Raw genomic sequence first — 20,148 nt, 5'->3', positions numbered from 1 at the left:
CATGCGCACCCTCGTCACTGGGGCAGCTGGATTCATCGGCTCGAACCTTGTCGACCGCCTGCTCGCCGACGGACACCTCGTGGTGGGCGTCGACAATCTCGCATCCGGTCGAACGGCCAACCTGACCGGCGCCCTACGCTCCGAGAGGTTCACCTTCATCGAGGCAAGCGTCGCCTCCCCCGAGCTCAGCGAGATCATCGCCGGCGTCGTCCCTCAGGTCGTGTTTCACCTGGCCGCTCAGGTCGATGTCCGCAGATCCGTCGACGATCCCTACCAGGACGCCAGTACGAACGTTCTCGGAACGATCAACGTGGCGGAGGCGTGCAGGCGGGTCGGGACACGTCGCATCGTCTTCGCCGCCTCCGGAGGCTCCCGCTACGGCGAGCCGACCGCCCTGCCCGTCGGTGAGGATGTGCCGACAAACCCACTTTCTCCGTATGCGGCGGCGAAAGTCTCATGCGAACTCTATCTGGGTGCCTACGCTGGGATGTATGGTCTGGCGCCTATCAACCTTGCGCTGTCCAATGTCTACGGGCCTCGCCAGAATCCGCACGGCGAGGCCGGCGTCGTCGCAATTTTCGGGAGCGCGCTGCTCACGGGGCATCCGACCACCATCTTCGGTGACGGCATGGCAACTCGTGACTATGTGTACGTGGGCGATGTCGTCGACGCATTCGTCCGCGCCGGCGAGGCACAAACGTCGGTCACCGGCACCTTCAACATCGGCACAGGGGTACAGACCACCACCGTCGGACTGCATGGACTCATGTCCGAAGCGCTCGGCATCTCCGAACCACCGCGGTACTCCGGCGCGCGAACCGGGGAGATCCAGGCAATCGCACTCGACCATACGGCGGCCCGCACGACACTGCAGTGGAAGCCGATTGTCGACGTGCGCAAAGGTGTCTACCTTACTCTCGCGTGGCTACGCGACGCCCTCGATATCAGTCTCACCGCGACGTCCGAGGCGTGACCGGGCATGGAGATAAAGAGAGCGAGCATCAACGCATCGGCCCTGCGGGTGACCGTCGGCGCCGCAGTACCCCGCTCGGTGTGGCATGAACTCCATGAAGCAGACCCGTGCGCCCTACCCACCCAGGCACCCGCATGGCTGGATTGCCTCGTCGCTGCGGGAGGGTACCAGGATGCAAGCCGCCTATACGAATTGGCCGACGGGCGCGTAGCGTTGCTACCCCTGGTTCGCCGTTCCTATCCGACGGGCGGGTCGGCGATCCTGCAATCGATGCCGAAAAGCTGGGGCTACGGCGGGCTCATCACCCCGGACGGCGTCACCGCAGATCTGGTAAACACAGTGCTCGACGATCTGTCCACCACGTCGGCGCTGCGGGTTCGAATCCGCCCCAATCCGCTCCATTTGGCCGCGTGGGCCGAGGCGGCGGCGGGACGGGCCGGCGTCACCGCTGTGCCCTCGCGCGCGCACGTCCTCAACTTGGACGGGGGCTTCGAGCGAGTGTGGCGGAGCCGGTTCAAGCCGAGAACGCGCACCGACATCCATCGCGCCGAAAACGACGGTATTACAGTCGACACCGACACCACTGGCCGCCTCGTGCCGGTATTCTACGATTTGCTCATCCGGTCGTTCGATCGCTGGGCGGCGCAGCAGCACGAGCCGGTGCGGCTCGCTCGGCTGCGTGGACGCCGTCGGGATCCGATCGACAAGTTCCGGACGATCGCTGAGCAGCTGGGTACGCGCTGCCAGATCTCCGTTGCGTGGGTCGAGGATCGCCCTGCGGCGGCGGTGATCGTGCTGCGCGGCGGAGCAAACGCTCATTACACCCGCGGAGCGATGGACGATTCTCTGGCCATCCGCACTAAGGCCAATCCCCTACTTCACAAGGTGGCGATCGAAGCTGCGTGCAACAGTGGATGCCGCGCGTACCATATGGGGGAGTCGGGCACGTCCGCGGGTCTGGCACGTTTCAAGGGCCGATTTGGAGCTCAGCCATACGACTACTGTGAGTACTGGATCGAGCGGTTCCCAGTGTATCGGGCCGACACGGCAATCAAAAGCTGCGTCAAGAAGATGATCGGCTTCCACGATGCGTAGAATTTCTATCCCACCACCAGTGTCACGTGCCCTAGCGACCACCTGGTTCGCCATGACTGCAGCCTTGGCGGCCTGCGGCACGACCGCGAACCCTAGCGCCGTCAATCCGCTTCCGCACGGAGAATATGCAGTTGTGGCGTACGCCCAGACCAGTGACGTGCAGGTACTCGACGCTGCAACACTGACCACCGTAGGAGACTCGATAGACGTTGGTCCGATTCCGTCCGACGTGGCAGTGAGTCCGGACGGCGACCGCGCATACATAGTCATTCCGACCGCGAGCGAGGTGACGGTGATCGACATCGCGACCCGGCGCACGATCGGGGATCCAATCCTGGTCGGCACCTACCCGTCAGCGGTGGTCGTCAGTCCTGATGGTCATCGAATCTTCGTTGCGTGCGGTGAGACCAACGATGTACGCGTGTTCGACACGACCACCCGGCGCATGATCGGGCGGCCGATGAAGGTTGGCGACGCACCAGGTGGTCTGGCGATTAGTCGAGATGGTAAATGGGTCTATGCCACCAGCCAGTACCAGAACGATGTTCGCGTAATCGACACCAGCACCTTGGCTGTGGTCAGGGATCCGATCGCCGTCGGTCGAGCGCCGATGCGCGTGGCGGTAAGTCCGGATGGCCACCGCGCCTACGTCGCGAATGCAAACTCCGACGACATCTCGGTGATCGACACGCAAACTGACCAGCTCATCGGCGAACCAATCAAGGTCGGCAAGTACCCGACCGGGCTGGTGGCCAGCGCCGACGGAAAGCGCGTCTTCGTTGCGAGCCAAAATTCGAACGACGTGCGAGTCATCGACCCGAGCACCCTGCAGGTGGTAGGTGAACCCATCATGACGGGCGCTGCGCCGGCTCAGATGGCGGAGAGCCCGGACGGACGCCATCTCTACGTTGCGAACATGTATTCCAACAACGTAACAGTGATTGATACCCAGACCTTGATAACAAGGGGGTCGGGCCCGATCGGCCGAACCCCACGAGGCATCGCGGTGGTGACGACGTGAGCATGCAATCCGTTCACCGGGCGGTAGCAAATATCGGCGCGGTCTTCACCGTGGCCGCTGTTGTTGCCGGCTGCGGGCAACCCGCCTCATCTATTCCGGTACCCACCTCGTTGCCACCGAGCCCGGTCTCCCTCCAGCCCAACTTGCAGCGAACGTTCGGCGACGAGTTCGATGGTCCCGCAGGCGCCGAACCCGACCCGTCGAGGTGGCTGACTGACACGGGCGGAACCGGATGGGGCAACGACGAACTCCAGTATTACACCGACGGCGACAACACCTACCTCGACGGGCAGGGACACCTCGTGATCGAGGCCCGCGCTGGATCAGATGGGCACACCTGCTGGTACGGACCTTGCCGCTACACCAGCGGCAAGGTCACCACCCGGCAGTCACGTCACGTCGCATTTGTGCAGCAGTACGGCAGATTCGAGGCTCGAATCAAGATGCCGCCAGGCGCCGGGCTTTGGCCGGCGTTCTGGCTCTTGGGCGACAACATCGACTCAGTCGGGCATCCCGAGGCCGGCGAGATAGACGTCGTCGAGACGCTGGGAAGGCGAAACGACGAGGTAGAGCAGCACGCGCACGGGCCAGGGCTCGAGTTCGGATCAGAATTCATCCTGCCCCTAGGGCAGTCCGTGACGGACTGGCACACGTATTCGATCGAGTGGTCGTCAGAAATGATTGCATGGCAAGTGGACGGGCAGACGACAAGGACGTTAGCCAAGGGGGAGGCTGGCGCTGGTTGGGTATTCGACCACCCGTTCTACATCTTGCTCAACCTCGCGGTGGGTGGCGAGTGGCCGGGCCCCCCCGACTCGGCGACCGTGTTTCCTGCACGAATGCTCGTTGACCACGTCCGGGTCTTTCGTTAAGAGGTCTCGTGACAGTACACGAGTCTGTGTGTTCAGAGAAAGGTGATGACCACATGAGAAGGGTCGGTCGCGAAGGTCTTTCCGCCGGAATCTATTTCGAAATACTGATGAAGTTGTCGAGCGTGGAGAATCACGACATCACCGTCGCCGAACGCAACCTCGCCAGCGTCATCTACTCCCGAGCCACGGCGATACGCGCGTTGACCGACGTCGGGATGGGACGACGATGAGTTGGTCGCAATTCAGTCGCGACGTGCCGAGGTTGCTGACCATAGGTACAAAGTCGGCGGTCGCGACGCAGACGCGGGACGTAGTCTGTCGGGGTGGTGCGGCGCGGATGACGAGTCCGGCGCCGCGATCGGCGTGGGCAGAGATCGTGGCTTCCGATCCGCTGGCCGGGCCGTCGCATCTGCCCGCCTGGCTGGACTGCATCTGCGAAGCCGGCGGCTGGTCGGATGCCAGCCGGCTCTATGAGTTTCCTGACGGCCGTCGTATGGTGATTCCGCTGGTCCGCCAAGGATTTGCCGCAGCTCCGGGGCAATCCGGACTGCTGGACGTCCACGCCTCGTTCCCGCGCGGGTGGGCGTCAGGGGGCATCGTGGCACCTGGCGGAGCCACGACAGAGGATGTCGCATTCGCCCTCACGGACCTCGCCGCAGCCCCGGGACTACGGATGCTGCTCCGACCCGGATTCTCGACGGCGGCAACCTGGCGAGAAGCATCGTCGCACGGCTGGGGTTCCGAGTGTGGACCTCTCAAGATGCCACTGGCAACATACATACTCGACCTCGAGGGTGGACTCGAAAAGGTCTGGTCCAACCGGCTCAGTTCCAAGGCGCGCTCCGGCATCCGTAATGCTCAGCGCAAGGCCGACAAGGCCAAGTTGGAGATCGACGTCGGCAATTCTCCTCAGCTGCTCGCCGACTTCTACGACCTGTACCTGAGATGGCTGGACCGGCGGGCACGCGAGCGGCGGATGCCCCGCGCGGTTGCACGCTGGCGGGGCCAGAGGGCCGAGCCGATGCTCCGGTTCCACACGGTCGCAACCGCACTCGGCGAACGGTGTCGAATCTGGGTCGCGCGCCTCGACGGCACTCCCATCGCATCAGCCTTCGCGGTCTATCACGGGGCGATCGGCATCGGCTGGCGTGCTTTCAGCGACCGTGAGCTGGCAGGCCCACTGCGGGCGCACGAGCTCGTGCAGTTCCTCGCTATCGAGCACGCCTGCGGGATTGGATGCAGGTACTTCGACATGGGCGAATCGGGCGGTGCCGCTGGGCTCGCGACCGTCAAGAAGCGGTTCGGCGCAAAGCCGCACGCAGTGGCAGAGTATGCGTTCGAACGGGCGCCGATCTCGTACGTGGAACGTAATCTCGCCGAGTTACGCAATCGAATCGAAAGCCGTGCACTGAGCGCACACCAATGCCACAGAGAGCCTTCCTAATGAGCTACGAAGGATTGGCATTTCGCGACTGTAGCGTGGCGACTAGCGGTCCGCTGGCGCCAGCGGATCTGCTTTACACAGCGGGCGCGCTGGCCAATCTGCTGGACCAAGCGATCCGCGACACGGATTGGCTGGACGCCTATCTGCTAACCGCGGGACTCAATCAGATGGTCGAGGATCACTTGCATCCCGATCCGCTTCAGCTGTATCGAGTAGCGGATTTTCTTTGTGAACGCAGATCGACGGCTGCACGTTTCGCCGGGACACTATCCCGCCGCGCGGCCTCGACGCTCCATCGCAGTGCGGTCGGTCGTAGCGCCGGAACACTTTGGCACCTGCACGATTTGCTGACCGCCGCATCAATTGAGTTGGGACGCGCCGTCCTCGATCACGCGAACGCCGAGCCCCGACTACCGAACGGGTTCGACGCGGCGCTGTCGACGGCCCGAGTGCTCGGTCCGGACGTTCTTCGCGTTCCGTCGTGTTTCCGCAGTTTCGACCAGCACCCGGACGACATTGTCGAGTTGGTCCGTCGGTTCCTGGACGACTCCGAACACTCGGCGCCGGTCTGCGTTATCGGTGTCCGGACCTCGGGGAGCTATCTGGCGCCACTGTTCGCCGCAGCGCTCAAGGCGACCGGCGTAACCGCGGTGTCGGTGCTCACCTACCGCCCGGGCAGGCCATGGCAAACACGGGAAGCAAAAACCGTGCGCAATGTAATGGCGGCGGGTGGCACATTCCTGGTGACCGACGATCCCCCTGTTTCGGGAACGGCACTCTCCCGGGTTGGTCGAGCGATCGAGGACCTAGGTGTACCGGCCGGCGCGATCGTCCTTCTGCTCGCGCTTACCGGAGCAGGCGCTCCGCCCACGCTCGACCGCTGGGGAAAAGTGTGCCTGCCCTGGCAGGAGTGGAACGTTCACGACCGGATAACCGAGGCGGCCGTCGCCGAGGCTATGACAGGGCTGCTCGGGCCCGGTCACGCGGTGGTGGCTCGCAACCGCCCGTGGGCGCAAACCGACCGCCGCGGCCATGTGAGGGCCAGATTCTCGGTCAAGATCACGTCGAGCGGCGGCGTTGTCCGCCGCCAGATCGTCGTCGAAGGTGCTGGTCTCGGATACCTCGGTCGTCACGCTATGGCCGTCGCGGCAGCGCTACCCGCTCATTGCCCCCGGGTCTATGGATTCGTCGACGGCATGCTCTACCGCGACTGGACATCCGGCACGCCATCGCCGCACTGCGAGCCCGAGTTGGCCCAGGCCGTCACCAGTTATGTCGTGGACCGCAGTCACGCGCTTCGCGTCGCCTCCGACCCGACGTTGTTGCTGCGCGGGCGCCAGCCAGCCTGGGAGGTTGCGGCTATGCTCCTGAGTCCGCTTTTCGGCCGACTCGGCCCGGTCGGGCAAACTGCACTGCTCGAGCGAATCACCCAGAACCTGACCCGCGTTGACACGGCTAGCGTAACCGACGGTCAGACACACGTGCGGCACTGGCAATCGACAGGGCCAACGGGCCCGCTACGCAAGGCGAACTTCCACCAACAGTCGTTCAGCAATCTCGAACTCACGTGTTACGACCCGGTCTTCGACTTGGCTGGTGCGGCCGCCGACCCCCCGTCTGACGACTTCGAGAGGACGCTCCGCCATGAGTATGAGCAGCGCACCGGCGTCAGGATCGACCACGAACGGTGGTTATTGTACCGACTCGCTCAGCTGTGGCGCCTAGACCGTACGCGTGAACTCAGCCGCGATCAATTTCGCGATCGTTCGGCAGACGCCGTACACGACTACTTGTCAGCCGTCTTCGCCGACCTCGGGTCGACGCACGGTCGTATCGGTGGGCCGCTCTGCGCGATCGACTTGGACGGGGTGCTGGAAACCGATCCACTCGGATACCCATGCACGACGCCGACCGGGGCACTCACCTTACGGTCACTGTCGGCCCATGGTTACCGGCCCGTCCTAGTGACCGGCCGAAGCCTCGCCGACACGATTGCTCGTTGCCGGCGTTTCAATCTTGCTGGCGCGGTTGCCGAGTACGGCGCCGCGCTGTACGACCATCGGACCGGGCACTCCACGGACCTGCGCAACAGCGCGGCGGTAGAGAATATGGAGCAAGTACGGAAATTGCTCGGCGAGCACGGAGAGATCGAGGTCGACGAGCGGTATCGGTACGTCGTCCGTGCTCGATCGAGGCATGGCCCCCTTCCGGAAGACCTGACTAGCCAGGTCGCATCGGTCACGAAGTATTCGGTACGGGTAATAAGCGGCGAGGGACAATCCGACTTCGTCCCGGTGGGCATCGACAAGGGTACCGGGTTGCGCGAATTGGTCGGTCGGATCGCAGGTCCCGTAGCGCTGGCCGTCGGCGATTCCACTGAAGACTTGGCGATGCTCGCAGAGGCTGAGATCACCCGCGCGCCGCGCAACGCGAACGCCGCGGTCCGCGCGGCCGGTATTCCGGTGACTCGCGGTGCATATCAGTCCGGACTCGAGGAAGCGTGCGCCGACCTGCTCGGCCATCGGCCCGGCGCCTGCGCGCGGTGTCAGCGCCCGGAGATGCCGAGCCGTACCGCGGTCCTGTGCGCGGTACTCGAGCTGCGCGCTGACGGTATGCGCGGACTCGCTTCCCGCGCAGCCCACCTCACCATGCTCCTCGCCCGGACGTCTCGCTGGTAGCTCCACCGGTCAAGGCGAATTCGTGCAGTTGAACGAATCGCGCAGTGGTGGGCTCGGACCGCCGAGCCGTCCTCCAGCTCGAGGCCCCGCTCCTACATCGCATCACGCGACTACGCCGACCAGAAATCGAGCCAGTCCGAGGCGTCGAGTACGGTCTTCCCCGCCGCGCGCGCAGTATCCTCGGCTGCGCGGACACGGGCGATCAAGTCGGCCGTCGCCGCCTGCAGCCTCGACTCGGCGGCGACCACAGCCGCGGTGTCCGCCGTGATCTCCCCGGGCACAAGCTCGGGCGGCAGGCCCGCCTTGCGCGCGCGGGCAATGACCTTCGCGGCGAGGGATGCCGCGGGCTGGCTCATCGCGACACCGTCGAGGCAGGAGCTCCGGGCCTTCTCTGCTGCCTTCCGGACCTCCCAGGCCCGTTCCTGCTCCGCGATGTCGATCGGGCCGACGACGTCCTCACCGAGGTGGGGACTGCGGTGCACGAGTTTGGCGACCAGTGTCGCGGCCACGTCGTCGACGTCGAAATTGCCCGACGCCGAGGCGATGCGCGAATGGAACAGGACCTGCAGCAGCAGGTCTCCGAGCTCTTCGCGGAGGTCCCCGGGCTCGGCGGACTCGATCGCGTCGAGAACCTCGTACGTCTCCTCGACGAGGTAGTGCGACAACGTGCGGTGTGTCTGCGTCACTTCCCAGCCGCCGTAGCTCCACAACCGGTCCATCACCTCGGCGGCCTCGACGAGGTTGTCGCCCGGGACCTTCGGTGCCGCGATGATCCGGGACCCCCACGCGACCCATTCGCGCACGGTGGGATGGTCGGGATCGGTACTGATCAGGACGGCGGCGCCGGGTGCTGCGGACAGCAGCGCCCGCACGGCCTCGGGCACCTCGTCGGTGAACTCCACTCCGCCGCCGACCACCCCGACGGCTTCCATCGGGATCGTCGTGGGCCGCAACGGGTCGAGCAGGACCACCGTCATCGGGTCAGGCCTCCATCACCACGGACCCGGCGGCCTTGCCGTCCAGCGCGAGCACGAAGTCCGCGATGTACTGCAGCAACTCCACGTCGCGCACCCGCTCGGCGCCGATCCCGCCCGAACCTGCCCGGGGCAGCGGCAGCTGGACCATGCCGGTGGTGGCGCGGTACTGCGCACTCGGGTAGATCCGCTTGAGACGCAGCTGCTTCGAGTCGGGCAGGGCCATCGGCGCGATTTTCAGCTGCGTCCCGACGACGGCGATTTCCTCGAGGCCGTATTCGCGGGCCAGCAGGCGCAGTTTGGCCACCGACACCAGCCGGCGGACCTCCTCGGGGAGCGGGCCGTACCGGTCGACGAGTTCGTCCACGACGGCGGTGATACCGTCGAGTTCGGTGGCGGCCGCGAGCTTGCGGTACCCCTCGAGCCGGAGACGGTCGCTGGTCACGTAGTCCGGGGGGATGTGCGCGTCGACGGGAAGGTCGATCCGCACTTCCTTCGGGGCGTCCTCCGTCGTGATCGGTTTGCCGTCGGCCGCCGCCCGGAACGCCTCGACCGCCTCCCCCACCAGCCGCACGTACAGGTCGAACCCGACCCCCGCCACGTGACCGGACTGCTCGGCGCCCAGCACGTTTCCGGCGCCACGGATCTCGAGGTCCTTCATCGCGACGGCCATGCCCGCGCCGAGGTCGGAGTTCTGCGAAATGGTCGCCAGGCGGTCGTAGGCCGTCTCGGTGAGCGGCTTCTCCGGGGGGTACAGGAAGTACGCGTAGCCGCGTTCACGGCTACGCCCGACGCGACCGCGCAACTGGTGCAGCTGCGACAGGCCCAGCGAATCGGCGCGTTCGACGATGAGCGTGTTGGCGTTGGAGATGTCGAGGCCGGTCTCGATGATGGTGGTGCACACCAGCACGTCGTAGTCCCGTTCCCAGAAGCCCTGCACGGTCCGCTCGAGCGTGTCCTCGTTCATCTGGCCGTGCGCAACGACGACGCGCGCCTCGGGGACGAGTTCGCGGATCCGCTGGGCGGCCTTGTCGATCGAGCTGACCCGGTTGTGGACGTAGAACACCTGCCCGTCGCGCAGCAGTTCCCGTCGGATCGCCGCGGCGACCTGCTTGTCGGCGTATGCGCCGACATACGTGAGGATCGGGTGCCGCTCCTCCGGCGGCGTGAGGATCGTCGACATCTCGCGGATGCCCGCCATGCTCATCTCGAGCGTTCGCGGGATCGGGGTCGCCGACATCGTGAGAACGTCCACGTGGGTGCGCAGCGCCTTGATGTGCTCCTTGTGCTCCACACCGAAGCGCTGTTCCTCGTCGACGACGACGAGGCCCAGGTCCTTCCACCGGATCCCGGTCTGCAGCAGCCGGTGGGTGCCGACGACGACGTCGATCTCGCCGTCGGCCATGCCGGCGACGATCTCCTTGGACTCACCGGTATCCGTGAAGCGGGACAGCCCGCGCACGTTTACCGGGAACGCCGCCATCCGCTCGGTGAACGTCTGCAGGTGCTGCTGGGCGAGAAGCGTCGTCGGCACCAGGACCGCCACCTGCTTGCCGTCCTGCACGGCCTTGAACGCGGCCCGCACCGCGATCTCCGTCTTGCCGTAGCCGACGTCGCCGATGACGACGCGGTCCATCGGCACCGCCTTCTCCATGTCGGCCTTGACCTCGCTGATGACCGTCAGCTGGTCGTGGGTCTCGGTGAACGCGAACGCGTCCTCCATCTCCTTCTGCCACGGGGTGTCCGGGCCGAACGCGTGACCGGGCGCGGCCTGCCGCGCCGCGTACAGCTGGACGAGTTCACCGGCGATCTCCCGAACCGCCTTGCGCGCCTTGCGTTTGGTGTTGGCCCAGTCGGAACCGCCGAGCTTGCTCAGTGCGGGCAGTTCGCCGCCGACGTACCGCGACAGCTGGTCGAGCGACTCCATCGGGACGAACAGCCGGTCGCCTGGGTGGCCGCGCTTGCTGGCGGCGTACTCGATCACGAGGTATTCGCGCCGCGCGCCGCCGATGGTCCGCTCGACCATCTCGACGAAGCGTCCGATGCCGTGCTGGTCGTGCACCACCATGTCGCCGGCCGTCAGGGCCAGCGGGTCCACCTGGTTGCGGCGCTTGGCCGGCAGCCGCTTGCCGTCGCCGACCGCGGCCACCCGGTTGCCGGTGAGATCGGACTCCGTGACGACGACGAGCCCGGGGGTGGTGTCGCCGCCGGGGAAGACCAGGCCGTCGTGCAGCGAACCGCGCAGCACCCCGACCTGACCGCGCGCGGGCTCCGCACCGGGTGCGAGTTCCGCCGCGGGCACCTCGGCCTCGCGGAGACGCTCGAGCACACGATGCGCGGTACCGGCGCCCGCGACCACGATGACCGCGCGCCCGCCCGTGCTGACGTGGGCGCGCAGGCTCACGAACAGTTCGGACAGTAGCTCGTCGGAACCGCGGACCTGGGGTGCCGGGGTGACCGCCAGTTCCAGTTCCTCGCCGTTGCCGGACGCGAGGGGGCTCAGCGTCCACCACGGCAGACCGGCGGTCTCCGCGGATTCGCGGACCTGATTGAGCGAGCGGTAGGCGGAGGCGCCGAGGTCGATGCCGTCGCCCTCGAGCACCGACGTGTCGAGGGGGGCGGCGCCGCCGATCGAGGCCGCCGTCCACGAGGCTTCGAGGAACTCCTGACCGGTGCGCACCAGGTCGGTGGCGCGTGTTCGGATCTTCTCCGGATCGCACAGCAGCACGTGGGCGCTCTCGGGAAGCACGTCGGTGAGCAGCTGCAGCTGCCCCGGCCGCAGCACGGGCAGCAGGGCCTCCATGCCCTCCACCGGGATGCCTGCCGACATCTTGTCGAGCATCTCGACGAGCGTGGCGTCGGCCTGGTTGTCGACCGCGAGCTGCGCGGCCCGATCGCGGACGTCCTCGGTGAGGAGCAGTTCACGGCACGGCGGCGCAATGACGGCGTCGATGTCGAGTTCGGCCAGCGACCTCTGGTCCGCGACGGAGAACGCGCGCAACTCGGTGACCTCGTCGCCCCAGAACTCGACGCGCACCGGATGATCCGCGGTGGGCGAGAACAAGTCCAGAATGCCGCCGCGGACGGCGAACTCACCGCGCTTGCCGACCATGTCGACGCGCGTGTACGCCATTTCGACGAGCCGCTGGATCAGCCCGTCGAAGTCGTGCTCCACCCCCACCCGCAGCGTGACGGGTTCGATCTCACCGAGACCGGGCGCCATGGGCTGCACAAGTGAACGGACGGTGGTGACGACCACCTGGAGCGGCGCCCCGTACGAGCGGTCGTCGGGCCGCGCGAGCCTGCGGAGCACCTCCACCCGGCGACCGACCGTGTCGGCACTCGGCGACAGCCGTTCGTGCGGCAACGTCTCCCACGACGGGAACTGCGCCACGGCGTCGCCGATCATCTCCTGCAGTTCGGCGGTGAGGTCGTCGGCCTCGCGACCGGTCGCGGTGACCAGAAGCAGGTGGGTGCGCTCGGCGAGGGCCGCGGCCACGAACGGCCGGGCGGGTGCGGGCGCGACGATGTCGAGGTGATGCCGCCCGAGGGCCTCGGTCACCTGCGCGACGACGGCGTCGCCCAGCGCGATCTTCGCCAGCCCGGCGAGCGGGGTGTCGGACGAGGGCTCGGCAGCGATGAGCGGGGAAGACAACGACGCACTCCTGAGCAGTGATGACGAACTGCCGGCGAACAGCTCGGGCCGGGACGAGCGGCCAGTTGCGGACTGAGCTAGCCTAGTCGATATCGCACGTCGACGAACCGGGGTCCGGATCAGGTGGCGGCCCGCACCACCGGGGCGACGCTCACCGAGTTCAGCGCCCGCACCTGCCCGGTCACCGACTCGGCCGTCCCGGTCCTGCGCACCGGCACGATCCGAGTGCCGCCGTAAGGCCGACGGTGCGTTCGAGGGCGCGCGCAGGACCGCTGACGAGGTGAACGGCGTCGGCGACGACACCGTCCTCGCCCGACAGCGTGACGGTCACGCTCTCGTAGCCGCGGACCCCGAAACGGTGGACGTGCGTCGCGTCGGTGAAACACCCGAGCAGCGTGTCGAGCGACCACCGGCGGGAAGCGTGCGCGGCGACGGTCACCGGTTCGGCGACGTCGAACGCCCGCGAACCCGTGCGGGTGTGCACCTGCACCCGCAACTCCCCCCACGATCGCGCGGGCGGAAACGTTGTCTTCTCGACGCGGTGGAGCAGCAAAGTCCGGTGCGATCGACCAAGGATGGCATTGTCAGGCAGGTCGACGACCTACAGCCCGACCTCGATGGCTCCGGCCGCCAGCAACTTGCCGATCGTCTCCGCCGAGACCGGACGGCTGAACAGGAATCCCTGGGCCCGATGACATCCCATGTCCAGAAGTTGCCGGGCCGACTCCACGTTCTCGACGCCCTCCGCCACCAACTCCAGGCCGAACGACTCGGCGAGGCCGATGATCGACTTCACGATCGCGCGGTCCTCGGGGTTGGTGTCCAGGTTCATCACGAACCCCTTGTCGATCTTCAATGTCCCCACCGGCAGTGCCTTGAGGTGGCTGAGGGAGCTGTATCCGGTGCCGAAGTCGTCGATCGCGACCTCCACGTCCATCGCGTGCAGTCCCTCGAGCGCTTCACGCGTCCAGGTGAGGTCACTGAGCACTGCGTTCTCAGTGATCTCTAGGCACAGTGCGCCCTTGCGAAGGTCGAACTCCGTCAACGCGTTCGCGACGACGTCGAGAAAATCCAGACCGGCCAACTGCCCTGGTGAGACATTGACGCGGAGATCCAGATCCAGCTCGGGCACCTGCGACCGCCAGTCGGCCCACTGCCGGCACGCCTTCCGGATGACCCAGCGTCCGAGTTCCCCCGCCACATTCGTCGCCTCGGCGACGTCGATGAACGACCCCGGCTGCAGCAGCCCGAGCAACGGATGATTCCAGCGCACGAGGGCCTCCACCCCAATGATCCGGCCGGTCCGAAGGTCGACCTCGGGCTGGTACTCGAGAAACAGCGACTCGTCCGCAATCGCCGCACGCAGACTGAGCTCGATCATGTTGCGTTTCTCGCTCTCCTCCTGCATCTCGTCGGTGAAGACGCTGATCGCGTTACCGCCCTTGGTCTTCGCAACCATGACGGCCTGGTCGGCCTGGCTGAGGAGCGAACTCGTGGTGGCCTTGCCCGGACGCCCCGCCGCGACCCCGATGCTGACGCTGCGGCTGACCACCTCGCGGCCGAGACGCACCCGTTCGGTCACGACGTCGCGGATGTGCTGCGCGCGCCTCTCCGCCTCCTCGAGACCCACCGATCCTCCGAGCACGAGCACGAATTCGTCGCCGCCCAGCCTCGAGACGAGGTCGTCGGCCTCGCTGGTCGATCTGAGCCGGTCCGCGATCGTCGAGATGAACCCGTCGCCCGCCCCGTGACCGAAGAAGTCGTTGAGGGGTTTCAAGCGGTCCAGGTCCAGGAACAGAATGGCGACCGGCCCGGGTTCGGTCGACGCCAGGCGGGTGTCCAGGTGGTGATAGAGGGCGCGCCGGTTGCTGAGCCCGGTGAGGGAATCGTGATCGGCCGAGTAGCGCAATTGCTCCTCTACGACGATGCGGGCCTGGACCTGGGCGAGCAGGGCGGCGATCGCCTTGAGGACGTCGAGCTCCGGCGGCGTCCAGTCGCGGTCGCCGAACTTGATGAATCCAAGCGTGCCCGTCGTCGTCTCGCCGGACAGCAGCGGAACGGCGGCGAGTGACACCTGCGGCACCCCCGACGCCTCGCGCACCCGTTCGTTGTAATCCGGACCGGACACCTCCGGACGGAAGATGGCCACTTCCTTCTGGTGCTCGATCTGGGCGAACGTCGAATCGGCGTCCTTGAAGTAGACGACGCCGAGTGGGTCGGGGTCAGGGATGAAGGGCCGGTTAGGGTATTCCGCGACCAGGACCGTCGCCGCGATCTCGTGGTCCGTGAAACGGAGAAAGCTGGTGTCGACCTCGAAGTGCTCCACGAGATCCTGCAGCACGCGGGTGGCCACGTCCTTGAACGAGACCGCATCGACAGGCGTGAGCCGGGACGCCACGGTTGTCACCAGGGTCTCGAGCTTTTCGGTTTGCTTCTCGGTGTTCACGGGCCCTCCTGTCGTTACGATATCCGCCTTCGCACCCGGTCGGCACGGCGCTCGCTCCGGACCGACGGGCCCGGCGCATGGCTGAGCCGTAACACCATGGCGAGCTCCTCATCTGCCTTCGCTCCGACGACGTCGAACAATTCTTCCCGCAGCCTCTCCAATGGTGCCGCATACCGCGGTGAGAGTTGTTCGAGATCCGCACTTTCCACACCGTAGAGAAACACCGGCGAAATCGGCTGAACGGCGAGGCCGAGTGCCTGCGCGTGGATCCACACGCTTTCGGTCGCCTCACCGCCGCGCACATAGTCCCGTGAGGTGCTGCCGGGAATCGCGACGACCGCGACAGCCGAGCTCGAGGCGATGCGGTCCGCAGTGGACTTGCCCAGCGACTGTCCCGCGTCCTGTGCGCCGAGTCGTTCCATGACCTCGGGTCTCCGCAACAGTGCGAGCGTCGACAGTTCCGCCGAGTCGAGTTCCAGCGCGCGCACGTCGATGCCGGTCTCGACCGAATCCCGGGGTGGCCACCGCAACTCGCCGATCATCTCGCGGTGCAGGATGGGTGTGAGGAAACGGATGCGGTCCGACTCCGCCAGGATGGCGCCGATCGCCGCGATGTCGTCCCGGTCGGTGACCAGGCAGAGGCGGGCGCCTTCGCGAGCCGCGGCCTCCGCGAGAAGGCCGGCCTGCGAGTCGTCCAACGGCCGGGGAGCGCCCAGCCTGCGGTTGGTGGTCCGGTCGAGCATGTGCTCGTAGCGGTCGCCGAGTTCCCGGTCCTTCCCGCTGCCGAACGTCATCGTGGCGACGAGAAGCCCCGGATCGCCGTCGTGGACCGTCACGGCGCCGAGAATCCCGGCGGCGGACGCGGCGATCCGAGCGTTGTGCAGCGCGGCGCCGACCGCGACACAACTGCCGCGGTACCCGACGTCCATGGCCGTCGTGTGCTCGGGGGCCAGGGAGATGGTCAGTCCCGCGTCTTCCGCCGCGATCGTCCACGGCTGCACGTTGCCACCGGAAGGCGCGCGGGCCGCGGCATTGACGACGGCGTCGACAGCGTCCTGCGGAACCGCCGCTGTGCCCCGGCCCACGGGATGCTCCGGCAGGTCCTGCGGCAGCGGCGGATCGGCGAGGGCGTCGAGATTCTCGTCCAGATCCATCCGGCACCGACCCGACGCGAGCGGCTGCCCGAGCCCGATGCGCCGCACCGCCGCCGCGACCTGCGCCCCACCGAGCAGCACTTCGCCCCCGAGCTGGGGCCACGTGGAGATGGTTTCGTCCACCTCCACCAACGACGCCGCCATCGACGCCGACAACTGTCCGGCGTCGAGAATCTGCAGCACGAGCGGAAACTTGTCCCGCGAGCCGAGACCCGCCAGCGATTCCACGTCGACGTCACCGATCACTCCGTGGAACGCGGGTCGATCGGGTTCGACGTCGAAACGCTCGACGTCCAGCAGACCCCGGTCACTGGTCGCCATCAACACCGGTAACCCCCTGCGCCTGGCCTCCCGCCGCAGGGACACCTTGACGTCGAGGGAGTCGCATTCGTCGATCACCACGTCCGTGCCGTCTAGAAATTCGGCGACCGATTCGACGTCGAGACCGTCCTTCCATAACGTCACAGTGACGTAGGGGTCGATCTCAGCGATACGGCGGGCAGCGACCACAGCTTTGTTCACGCCGAGGTCCAGAACGGTGCCCGGAACCCGGTTCAGGTTGGACAACTCGAGGGTGTCGAAGTCCGCGAGCCGCAGGCCGCCGCACGCACCTTCCAGCGTGAGAGCCAACGCAACAGCGTGACCGACGCTCAGACCGACGATCCCGACGGTCACGTCCCTGAGGCGTTCCTGCTCCTGCGCGGTGATCTTGTTCCGGTTCCGGTCCAACCGCAGCCGCCGGAACGACGTGGGGCCGAGCAGACGCACCACGGTCCGTCGCCACGAGTAGTACGCCCACACCGAAGCCTCGTCCAACACGTCGGGTCCCGGTGTGGGAACGAGGGAACGCAGAGCGTCCCTCTGGTGGTCGAGCCGATCGATGAAGACTACCGCGGGGTCGCCGCGGAGGCGGTCGAGTACCGACGCGTCCCCGGAGTGGCCCTCGTCGAGCAGCAGTGCGGTGTACTCACCATGGGTTTCGTTCACGAGACGCTCCGCATCGGCCGGACGACGCCTCCTCCCGTCCCCGTCGCGATGGCTGCCGACGGTGTCGGTCGGGACGCCGTGAGTAACAGTTGGGCAAGCTGCATGGCTTCGGCGCGGCCCCTGCGCCTACTCCGATCCCACCACATCAGCCGCGTCTCGTACCGGTCATCCGGATAGGGCACGGGAGCGATGTGGTCGGCCACCACCCCACCGGTGGTTCGCCACGTGTCCAGGACGTGGGATGCGGCGGTCGCGAGCATGAACTGGACGTCGAGCAGATCCATCGCGAAGGTAGCAAAACGGCCCAATGCACCGACGAGTTCACCGCGCCGGGCGGCGGTGTCCGACACCCATGCGCCCTTCGCCTCCACGACACCGAACGGCAGCCGGTCCTCGATCATCCGGCGGACAGCGGGTGCTCCGGGATCGTTTGCCCATTCCATGATCGCATGCGCCTGACCTGCGTAAATGTACGGTCCCTGCGCACGAACGCCCGCTGCAACGGAGCCGTTCGGCTCGATGGCGACGAAGAAGATCGCGGTGGTGTCGCCGTCCTGAATCCGGCGGTACTCGAGAGCCTTCTCGGCGCCGTACTTGCGATAGCCCGCTACCGCCCCCTCGAGATATGCTTCCCACAGCTCAGGCTCCTCGGAGGGCTGGGCCACGACGAAGCGACACTCCGACCGGGGATCCCACACGCTCAGGGTTCGGTCTATTAGGGTATCTGTCGACAGTGCGTCGACCTGCGGACGCGACAGCTGTTCAACTGGCATTGGCTTTCCCATCGGAGTCGGTGCGGCAATTCCGGGGACTCACGGGTTACGTAAAGACCCCAAGAACTGGACACACGAACCCGGTCACAGCCCCGCGGCTACTTATTTTCCGCGTTTACGCCGGATTTGTCACCTGAGACGCCAGAAACGCGCTCAAAAACAAACTTCAGGTCGGTAATTGTCGCCCTGCAATTAGATGAGGGAAATGAACAGCTCGACGTTGTTCGGAGCGCGGAAGACCTCGATCTCCTCCGCGTAGGCGCGCTCGATGCGCCCTTCCTTCTCCGCCAGCTCGGCTTGAATCCACACGTCCTCGATCGGGTCGGACGACCGCCCGTCGGGTGTGAACTTGGCGAAGTAGCCGGCCGGGACGCGCACCAGCGCGTCGCCGACCTCGAGATGACCGAGGTCGATACACCGATATCCGATCACGGCGGTCCACCCCAGATCCGGGACCGCAACATATACGGTGATCAGCTCCGTGGTGCCGCGTTGCTGGATGCGCTCGCGGGTGAACTTCATCAGATCGGTCGAATGTGCCGACGAACCGAGCTCCGTGCGCGGCAGAACGAGCCCCCCGAAGTCGGCGGACTCACGCTTGACGATCTCGAAACTCATTGCAGCCCCTGCATCCTGGCGGGTGGCACTATCGCCACATACAAATCGATCCCGAAGGCATGCGGGTAGAACTCGAAGTCGCCGGTGTAGGACCGTTGAATCTGCTGCGATTCCTCCGCGTCACGAATCTGCCCCCAGAGCGCATCGAACAGGTCGGGAAAGGTGCCGACCGAGGAGAACTTCGCATAGGTCCCCGCAGGAATCCGTGAGACCAGGTGCCCGCGCCCGACCTGATCGATCGAAGTGCACTCGTAGCCCACGATCTGCGTGTAGTACGAATTGATCTCGGGAGCATGGTCGACATAGGCAGACGCCAAAGGCTTGTCCACGTTCTGCGCCAGAAGGGTAGACCACGTCTTCTCGAGATCCTTGTCACGCGCTTTCCCCAGCGCCCTCTTCGGGCTGCGGACGGCCAATCCGGCGACAAGCGTCGCTTCGCGGTCGACTATGACGAACGGCATCGGGCACCCTCCGATGTCACCGAAACTGGGGCTTGCAATGGCACTTAATCTTTCGCCCGCCGATAATTCGGGGACGAGATTTCACAATACATCCTCCGGCATACGGCGACTGCGCCATTAGTCCGCAAAGCTCTGCGCCAAATTGGCCAAACCGTTGCTACACCTACGCGTTCCCCTCGACGAAGGGTCGGCCACCGTTTTGACCCCAAAATACATACTTGTAGTCTTCTTTTAGCGGGTTTATTCGATTCGAAGTGTGCTTCCCGAATGCCCGTGTCCGGCTTGCGAAGCATTGACAAACTAACGCCGATCGACGGCCGTAGCGGAACCTCTTCCCGCGAAAGCGATCTTCTAGCGCAGGAGGCGGCGCGACGCGAACTGGCGGAAGTACACGAGCTTCGACGGCTCGACCAGACCGGGAAGGATGAAGTACCACACCCGTTCTATGCGACGCGGCAGTTCGTCGAAGGCGCCGGTCGCGCTCGCGACGACGTGGGCCCCCAGGAGCGACCCGAGTAGGAACGTGGACAGCGTGGCCGTCGAGACGTCGTCCTCCGCGAGGATGTCGCCCTCCTCGACCGCGCGGGTGACGAGTCGTTCGAAACCCTGCTGCCACGACGCCACGACGTTGCCGTGCGTTCCCTGGTAGTCGCCGATCTCGTGCTGCAGCCGCAACATCGCGGCAACGATCGGATCGGAACTTGCCGCCTCGATCGCCACGTAGGACAGGGCGACGAGCGCCTCCATTGCCGGCGTCGGCCCGTCGCTCACGGACGTCATGCCTGCTGTGAGACGGATCTGGCCCTCGTCGATGACACCGCGGGCGAGATCTTCCTTGGAACTGAAGTGGAAGTACAACGCACCTTTGGTCACACCGGACTGCTCGATGATCTCGTTGAGACCCGCATTCGCGTAGCCGAGCCTCAAGAACACGTCGGCCGCCGCCATGAGGACCGAAGCCCGAGTTACCTCTGCTCGAACCTGTCTCGCCATCGAC

The 20,148-nt window shown here is 66.0% G+C and carries 16 protein-coding genes; 7 read left to right on the top strand and 9 right to left on the bottom strand.

The window, feature by feature from the left end; all coding sequences use genetic code 11:
* Position 1 precedes the first annotated feature (1 nt).
* The 7 genes from MLGJGCBP_RS33590 (at position 2) to MLGJGCBP_RS33560 (ending at position 8,083) form a co-directional block, all read left to right on the top strand.
* Positions 2 to 973 carry an NAD-dependent epimerase/dehydratase family protein gene (locus MLGJGCBP_RS33590; RefSeq protein WP_160101132.1) on the top strand — a complete coding sequence of 324 codons (972 nt, stop codon included), beginning with the start codon at positions 2 to 4 and terminating at the stop codon, positions 971 to 973.
* A 6-nt stretch (positions 974 to 979) separates the two neighbouring features.
* Positions 980 to 2,068 carry a GNAT family N-acetyltransferase gene (locus MLGJGCBP_RS33585; protein ID WP_160101130.1) on the top strand — a complete coding sequence of 363 codons (1,089 nt, stop codon included), beginning with the start codon at positions 980 to 982 and terminating at the stop codon, positions 2,066 to 2,068.
* 52 nt (positions 2,069 to 2,120) lie between these two features.
* Positions 2,121 to 3,089: a beta-propeller fold lactonase family protein gene (locus MLGJGCBP_RS33580; RefSeq protein WP_160101128.1), complete on the top strand. Its 969-nt coding sequence runs from the start codon at positions 2,121 to 2,123 to the stop codon at positions 3,087 to 3,089.
* A gap of 2 nt (positions 3,090 to 3,091) precedes the next feature.
* The gene (locus MLGJGCBP_RS33575) at positions 3,092 to 3,961 is read left to right on the top strand and encodes a glycoside hydrolase family 16 protein (protein WP_236581519.1); all 870 of its coding nucleotides are present in this window, start codon (positions 3,092 to 3,094) and stop codon (positions 3,959 to 3,961) included.
* A gap of 53 nt (positions 3,962 to 4,014) precedes the next feature.
* A complete protein-coding gene (locus tag MLGJGCBP_RS33570) occupies positions 4,015 to 4,191 on the top strand; it encodes a hypothetical protein (RefSeq protein WP_160101124.1) in 177 nt (58 codons plus the stop codon).
* Positions 4,192 to 4,337: 146 nt separating this feature from the next.
* Positions 4,338 to 5,405, top strand: a complete 1,068-nt coding sequence (locus MLGJGCBP_RS33565; RefSeq protein ID WP_160101122.1) for a GNAT family N-acetyltransferase — start codon at positions 4,338 to 4,340, stop codon at positions 5,403 to 5,405.
* Positions 5,405 to 8,083, top strand: coding sequence for an HAD family hydrolase (locus MLGJGCBP_RS33560; protein ID WP_160101120.1), 2,679 nt, complete (start codon positions 5,405 to 5,407; stop codon positions 8,081 to 8,083). The genes MLGJGCBP_RS33565 and MLGJGCBP_RS33560 overlap by 1 nt, the downstream gene beginning before the upstream one ends.
* 110 nt (positions 8,084 to 8,193) lie before the next feature.
* On the opposite strand, the gene MLGJGCBP_RS33555 is transcribed toward MLGJGCBP_RS33560, so the two are convergent.
* The 9 genes from MLGJGCBP_RS33555 to MLGJGCBP_RS33515 all read right to left on the bottom strand — a co-directional run bounded on the left by MLGJGCBP_RS33555 (position 8,194) and on the right by MLGJGCBP_RS33515 (position 20,144).
* Entirely contained in the window at positions 8,194 to 9,060 is an 867-nt protein-coding gene (locus MLGJGCBP_RS33555; RefSeq protein ID WP_160101118.1) for a MazG family protein, read from the bottom strand.
* 4 nt (positions 9,061 to 9,064) lie between these two features.
* Positions 9,065 to 12,712, bottom strand: coding sequence for a transcription-repair coupling factor (mfd, locus tag MLGJGCBP_RS33550; RefSeq protein WP_160101116.1), 3,648 nt, complete (start codon positions 12,710 to 12,712; stop codon positions 9,065 to 9,067).
* 181 nt (positions 12,713 to 12,893) lie between these two features.
* Positions 12,894 to 13,202, bottom strand: coding sequence for a hypothetical protein (locus MLGJGCBP_RS33545; protein ID WP_236581516.1), 309 nt, complete (start codon positions 13,200 to 13,202; stop codon positions 12,894 to 12,896).
* A gap of 111 nt (positions 13,203 to 13,313) precedes the next feature.
* The gene (locus MLGJGCBP_RS33540; protein WP_160101114.1) at positions 13,314 to 15,158 is read right to left on the bottom strand and encodes a putative bifunctional diguanylate cyclase/phosphodiesterase; all 1,845 of its coding nucleotides are present in this window, start codon (positions 15,156 to 15,158) and stop codon (positions 13,314 to 13,316) included.
* Positions 15,159 to 15,172: 14 nt separating this feature from the next.
* Positions 15,173 to 17,299, bottom strand: a complete 2,127-nt coding sequence (locus tag MLGJGCBP_RS33535; RefSeq protein WP_160101112.1) for an Rv1355c family protein — start codon at positions 17,297 to 17,299, stop codon at positions 15,173 to 15,175.
* Positions 17,296 to 18,072, bottom strand: a complete 777-nt coding sequence (locus MLGJGCBP_RS33530; protein WP_160101110.1) for a hypothetical protein — start codon at positions 18,070 to 18,072, stop codon at positions 17,296 to 17,298. Before MLGJGCBP_RS33530 ends, MLGJGCBP_RS33535 begins: the two co-directional genes overlap by 4 nt.
* A gap of 192 nt (positions 18,073 to 18,264) precedes the next feature.
* Positions 18,265 to 18,690 (bottom strand): hypothetical protein, encoded by a 426-nt coding sequence (locus MLGJGCBP_RS33525; RefSeq protein ID WP_160101108.1) that lies wholly within the window; start codon positions 18,688 to 18,690, stop codon positions 18,265 to 18,267.
* Complete coding sequence (locus MLGJGCBP_RS33520) at positions 18,687 to 19,151, bottom strand: GyrI-like domain-containing protein (RefSeq protein WP_160101106.1); 465 nt, start codon at positions 19,149 to 19,151, stop codon at positions 18,687 to 18,689. Before MLGJGCBP_RS33520 ends, MLGJGCBP_RS33525 begins: the two co-directional genes overlap by 4 nt.
* 351 nt (positions 19,152 to 19,502) lie before the next feature.
* On the bottom strand, positions 19,503 to 20,144 hold the full coding sequence (locus MLGJGCBP_RS33515) for a ScbR family autoregulator-binding transcription factor (RefSeq protein ID WP_160101104.1): 642 nt from the start codon (positions 20,142 to 20,144) through the stop codon (positions 19,503 to 19,505).
* Positions 20,145 to 20,148: the final 4 nt, after the last annotated feature.

It is taken from the genome of Rhodococcus sp. T7 (assembly GCF_009872365.1).
Taxonomy (GTDB): Bacteria; Actinomycetota; Actinomycetes; order Mycobacteriales; family Mycobacteriaceae; genus Rhodococcus_F.
Note: the sequence above shows the minus strand (reverse complement) of the source record. Positions and strands in the feature narration are given on the sequence as shown.

What these genes read in the sequence shown, in the direction of transcription:
- MLGJGCBP_RS33570 (WP_160101124.1), top strand. Translation starts at nt 4,015, where the DNA reads ATGAGAAGGGTCGGTCGCGAAGGTCTTTCCGCCGGAATCTATTTCGAA.
- MLGJGCBP_RS33530 (WP_160101110.1), bottom strand. Translation starts at nt 18,072, where the DNA reads ATGCCAGTTGAACAGCTGTCGCGTCCGCAGGTCGACGCACTGTCGACA.
- MLGJGCBP_RS33575 (WP_236581519.1), top strand. Translation starts at nt 3,092, where the DNA reads ATGCAATCCGTTCACCGGGCGGTAGCAAATATCGGCGCGGTCTTCACC.
- MLGJGCBP_RS33560 (WP_160101120.1), top strand. Translation starts at nt 5,405, where the DNA reads ATGAGCTACGAAGGATTGGCATTTCGCGACTGTAGCGTGGCGACTAGC.
- MLGJGCBP_RS33520 (WP_160101106.1), bottom strand. Translation starts at nt 19,151, where the DNA reads ATGCCGTTCGTCATAGTCGACCGCGAAGCGACGCTTGTCGCCGGATTG.
- MLGJGCBP_RS33585 (WP_160101130.1), top strand. Translation starts at nt 980, where the DNA reads ATGGAGATAAAGAGAGCGAGCATCAACGCATCGGCCCTGCGGGTGACC.
- MLGJGCBP_RS33590 (WP_160101132.1), top strand. Translation starts at nt 2, where the DNA reads ATGCGCACCCTCGTCACTGGGGCAGCTGGATTCATCGGCTCGAACCTT.
- MLGJGCBP_RS33580 (WP_160101128.1), top strand. Translation starts at nt 2,121, where the DNA reads ATGACTGCAGCCTTGGCGGCCTGCGGCACGACCGCGAACCCTAGCGCC.
- MLGJGCBP_RS33515 (WP_160101104.1), bottom strand. Translation starts at nt 20,144, where the DNA reads ATGGCGAGACAGGTTCGAGCAGAGGTAACTCGGGCTTCGGTCCTCATG.
- MLGJGCBP_RS33525 (WP_160101108.1), bottom strand. Translation starts at nt 18,690, where the DNA reads ATGAGTTTCGAGATCGTCAAGCGTGAGTCCGCCGACTTCGGGGGGCTC.
- MLGJGCBP_RS33555 (WP_160101118.1), bottom strand. Translation starts at nt 9,060, where the DNA reads ATGACGGTGGTCCTGCTCGACCCGTTGCGGCCCACGACGATCCCGATG.